General features: G+C 73.2%; 4 protein-coding genes. All 4 read left to right on the forward strand.

The annotated features are described in order from the left end of the window. The coding region (locus tag AOK23_RS43140; RefSeq protein WP_169800400.1) for a thiamine pyrophosphate-dependent enzyme at positions 1–1,069 on the forward strand (1,069 nt) is incomplete at its 5' end. A 27-nt stretch (positions 1,070–1,096) separates the two neighbouring features. Beyond that, a complete protein-coding gene (locus tag AOK23_RS43145; RefSeq protein ID WP_055717817.1) occupies positions 1,097–2,230 on the forward strand; it encodes a glycoside hydrolase family 5 protein in 1,134 nt (377 codons plus the stop codon). Positions 2,231–2,268: 38 nt separating this feature from the next. After that, positions 2,269–4,026 carry a fatty acyl-AMP ligase gene (locus AOK23_RS43150; RefSeq protein WP_055717818.1) on the forward strand — a complete coding sequence of 586 codons (1,758 nt, stop codon included), beginning with the start codon at positions 2,269–2,271 and terminating at the stop codon, positions 4,024–4,026. A gap of 101 nt (positions 4,027–4,127) precedes the next feature. Further along, entirely contained in the window at positions 4,128–4,367 is a 240-nt protein-coding gene (locus AOK23_RS43155; RefSeq protein WP_055717819.1) for an acyl carrier protein, read from the forward strand. Positions 4,368–4,510: the final 143 nt, after the last annotated feature.

Consider the following 4,510-nt stretch of genomic DNA (forward strand, 5'->3'; position numbering starts at 1 on the left):
GTCCAGCGGGTGCCGCCGCCCCGTCGTCGTCGCGGGCGGCGGCACCCGCTGGACCGACGCCGGCCGGCTCGGCACCCTCGCCGAACTGCTGGGCAGCCCCGTGTTCACCACGGCCTCCGGCCGCGGCGCCCTCGACGAACACCACCGCAGGGCCCACGGCCTCGTCGGCCTCTACACCACCCCGCCCGCCCACGAACTCCTCGACGACGCCGACACCCTGCTCGTCCTCGGCAGCCGTATGGAGGAGACCGCCCGCATGGGCTGGCGGTCCTGGCGCCACGCCCACGTCATCCGGGCCGACACCCGCCCGGCCGCCTTCTCCGAGGCCGGCCCGGTGGCACAGCCCCTCCTCGGCGACGTCGGCCTGACGATCGACGCCCTCACCGACCGCCTCGCCGCCGACCCGCCCCGACCCGACCCCGACTGGACGGGCCGTCAGGAACGGGTCCGCGCCGCCCAGTTCCAGCACACCACCGCCGACTTCGCCGACTCCCCGGTCCGTGCCGTGCTGCGCGCCGCGCAGCGGGAGCTCGGCACCCGCATCACCCTGGTCCAGGAGAACGGACTGCACGACATCTGGACCTACCACTTCCCGCTGCTCCGGCTCGGCCCCGACACCACCGTCGTCTGCCCCGGCGAGCAGACGATGATGGGCTTCGGCCTCGGCGCCGCCGTCGGCGCCGCGCTGGCCCGCCCCGACCGGCCCACCCTGCTCGTCACCGGCGACAGCGCCTTCCGGATGAGCGTCGGCGCCCTGGACGTCCTGCGCCGCCTCGACCTCGGCGTGATCACCGTGGTCCTCGACAACCAGGGCTTCGGCTGGCCCCGGCGGCTGCGGGCCGCCGACCCCACCGGCCCGCACGTCTCCACGGCCTGGGAGGCCGCCGCCCCCGCCGAGCACACCGCCGAGGTCTTCGGCGGCTGGGGGACCGCCGTCCACGACGCGACCGCGCTGGACGAGGCCATGGGCCGGGCCGCGGAGCACGCCCTCAAGGGGCGGTTCTCCGTCCTCAGGGTGCCCGTACCCGACACCGACGTGCCCCTGGGAATCCGGGCCGCCGGTTACTGAGCACGAGACGACACGAGGAGAGACGCCATGCCCACGAGCCGGGTACCGCTGCCCCGCTGGCGCGGGTTCAACCTGCACCAGATGTTCTCCACCAGCTCCCGCTGGGGCGAGATGATGCCCATGGACGACCACCGGATCAGCGAGGACGACTTCCGCTGGATCCGCGACTGGGGCTTCGACTACGTCCGGGTGCCGTTCTCGTACCTGTTCTTCATCGCGGACGCCGAGCGCCGCACCTACCCCGAGGAACGGCTCGCGATCCTCGACCGGGTCGTGGAGCTCGGGCGGACCTACGACGTCCACGTCCAGCTGAACCTGTGGCGGGCCCCCGGCCACACCAACTTCGGCTACCCCTACAACGAGCCCGAGCCGGGCTCGCTATGGGTCGACGACCCCTTCGGCTCCCGTGATCTGTTCGTCCACCTGTGGGAGGTCCTCGCCGAACGCTACCGGGGCATCCCCTCGACACGGCTCAGCTTCGACCTGGTCAACGAGCCGCCCGCGGCCTCCCTCGTCCCCGGCCTCACCGACGACCACATCCTCGCCGTGTACGCCGCGGCGATCGACGCGATCCGTGCCAAGGACCCCGAGCGGCTGCTCCTCGTCGAGGGCCTCGACTGGGCGTACACCCCGGTCTCCGCCGACTGGTGCGCCACCCGCGGGGTCGCCCAGAGCCTGCACTCCTTCGCCCCGCTCGCCCTGTCCCACTACCGCTGCGAGCACGCCCCGGAACAGCTGCGCGCCATGGACCCGGTGCCGACCTGGCCGATGGACCTGCCGCCCGTGCCCGCCGAACTGCCCGTGCCGCCGGAGGCCCAGGAGAGCGCCGCGCGGATGATGCGGGACCGCGGCATCAAGGGCGGCCCCTACGGCCGCGACGAGCTGGCGGCGTCCCTGAAGCCGTGGTTCGACGTCGCCGACGCCGGGGTCGGCGTGCACGCCGGGGAGACCGGCGCCCACAACACGGTGCCGCACCAGGTGGTGCTGCCCTGGCTCGACGACATGCTCGGGCTGCTCACCGACCACGGCGTCGGCTGGGCCCTGTGGAATCTGCGCGGCCCGTTCGGCGTGCTCGACTCCGGCCGCGGCGACGTCGCCTACGACGACTGGCACGGCCACCTCCTGGACCGGGAGATGCTCCGCGTCCTCCAGAAGCACTGACCCGAGCACCCGTACGGGAACCGAGAGGAGCCCATCCCGTGCCGACCGACACCCACCCGGCCGCCCTGGACCTGCGGACCGGCGGGCTGGTCACCGCCGTCCGGGCCCACGCCCACGCCGCCGGGGACGACCCCGCCGTCTCGTTCGCCGACTACACGGAGGACTACGCCGGCGTCATCCGGACCGTCACCTACGAGGAACTGGACCGCAAGGCCCGTGCCGTGGCCGCCGCCCTCCAGAAGACCGCCCCGCCGGGCGCACGCGTCGCCCTGGTGTGCCCGCACGAGATCAGCTACATCCTCGGCTTCCTCGGCTGCCTGTACGCCGGGCTCGTCGCGGTGCCGCTGCCCGCCCCCGACGTACGCCGCTCCCGCAGCCGTATCGACGCCGTCCTGCTGGACTCCGACCCGGCGCTGGTGCTGACCACGGCGGGCGCCGCCGACCGGGTCACCGCCGCGCTCGGGCCCGGCGGCGGCGACCGCCGGGTGCTGATCATCGACGAACTCGCCGAGGAGGACGCCGCCGACTGGCGGGAACCCGTGCTCACGGCCGACACCCTGGCGTACCTCCAGTACACCTCCGGCTCCACCGGCACCCCCAGCGGGGTGCGCGTCACCCACGGCAACCTCATCGCCAACTGCCGGCAGATCGCGCGGGCCTCCACCTATCTCGCGCCCGGTCGCGTCGTCGCCAGCTGGGTGCCGTTCTTCCACGACATGGGGCTCGTCATGGGCCTGGCCCTGCCGCTGGTCCAGGGCGTGCACTCGGTGCATCTGAGCCCCTCGGACTTCATCCAGTCGCCGTACCGCTGGCTCAAGCTGATCAGCGACTTCCGCGCGGTGTGGACCGGGGGCCCCAACTTCGCCTACGACCTGTGCGTCGACCGGATCACCGACGCCCAGAAGAAGCACCTCGACCTCAGCTGCCTCGAAGGGCTCGTCAACGGCAGCGAGGTCGTCCGCCCGCACAGCATGGACCGCTTCAACCGGGCCTTCGCCGAGTGCGGTCTGCCGCCCCAGCTGGACAGCCCCGCCTACGGGCTGGCCGAGGCCACCCTCGCCGTCACCGCCCCGCCGCCCACCATGCAGCCGGACCTCGTGTACTCCTTCCACCGGGAGGCCCTCGCCGACGGCAAGGTCGAGACCTGCCCCGACGACGATCCCTCGGCCCGGCAGATGGTGGCCTGCGGGGTCCCCCTCACCGGCATCCACATCCGGATCGTCGACCCGGAGACCTGGCAGGAGACCGAACCGGACCGCGTCGGCGAGATCTGGGTGCAGGGGCCCAACGTGGCCGACGGCTACTGGCGCCGGCCCCAGCGCACCGAGGAGGTCTTCAACGCCCGCTGCGCCGGACGCGACGGCCGGCCCGTGATGGGGGAGTGGCTGCGCACCGGCGACATGGGGTTCTTCCACCGGGAGCGGCTGTTCATCGCCGGCCGGCTGAAGGACCTGATCATCATCGACGGCCGGAACCACGACCCGGCCGACCTGGAGACCACCGTCCAGGCCGCCCTGGACGGCCACGACCTGGGCACCGGCGGCGTCGCGGTCTTCGCCGTCGACGGCGAGGACGGCGAACGCGTCGTCGCCGTCGCGGAGATCCGGCGGCGCGTCGGCGATCTCGACGCCGTCGGCGCCGAGGTGCGGCGCGCGGTCGCCGACGGGCACGGCGTCCCGGTCAGCGACGTCGTGCTGATCCCCTGGGGCGAGATCCCCCGCACCAGCAGCCGCAAGGTCAAGCGGGGCCTGTGCCGCGACCACTATCTGCGCGGCGAACTGCGCGCGCTCGACTGACCCACGGACCCACGGACCCACGGACCCTACCCATCCGGTCGGCCGCCCACCGCGGACGGCCACGCACCGCAACCGCACAACCCGACACCGAGGAGACAACCATGACCAACGCCGCCGTCCTCGACGACCTCGCCCTCGTCATCGCGGACCTGTCGCAGATCGACGTGAGCGACATCGCCCCGGAGAAGAGCTTCCAGGAGGACCTCGACATCGACTCGCTGGAGCTCGTCGAGCTCGGGGTGCGGGTGGAGGAGAAGTTCTCCGTGAAGATCCCCGACGACATCCTCGGCACCCTCAAGACCGTGGGCGCCATGGCGGACTTCGTCGCCGGGCAGCTGTAGCCGCCGTCCGCCGGGACGAAACCGTGGCCGGCGGCCGCGGACGGACACGAGCACGGGAGAGACGGATGACGGAACCGGGCGCACCGGCCGCGGACGCGGCCCCCCGGGAGGACACCGTGGACCACGTGTTCGGTCACGTGGTC

The sequence above is a fragment of the Streptomyces torulosus genome (assembly GCF_001419765.1).
Taxonomy (GTDB): Bacteria; Actinomycetota; Actinomycetes; order Streptomycetales; family Streptomycetaceae; genus Streptomyces; species Streptomyces torulosus.

Excerpts from the sequence above, each read along its gene's own strand:
- AOK23_RS43155 (WP_055717819.1), top strand. The coding sequence starts at position 4,128 with ATGACCAACGCCGCCGTCCTCGACGACCTCGCCCTCGTCATCGCGGAC.
- AOK23_RS43145 (WP_055717817.1), top strand. The coding sequence starts at position 1,097 with ATGCCCACGAGCCGGGTACCGCTGCCCCGCTGGCGCGGGTTCAACCTG.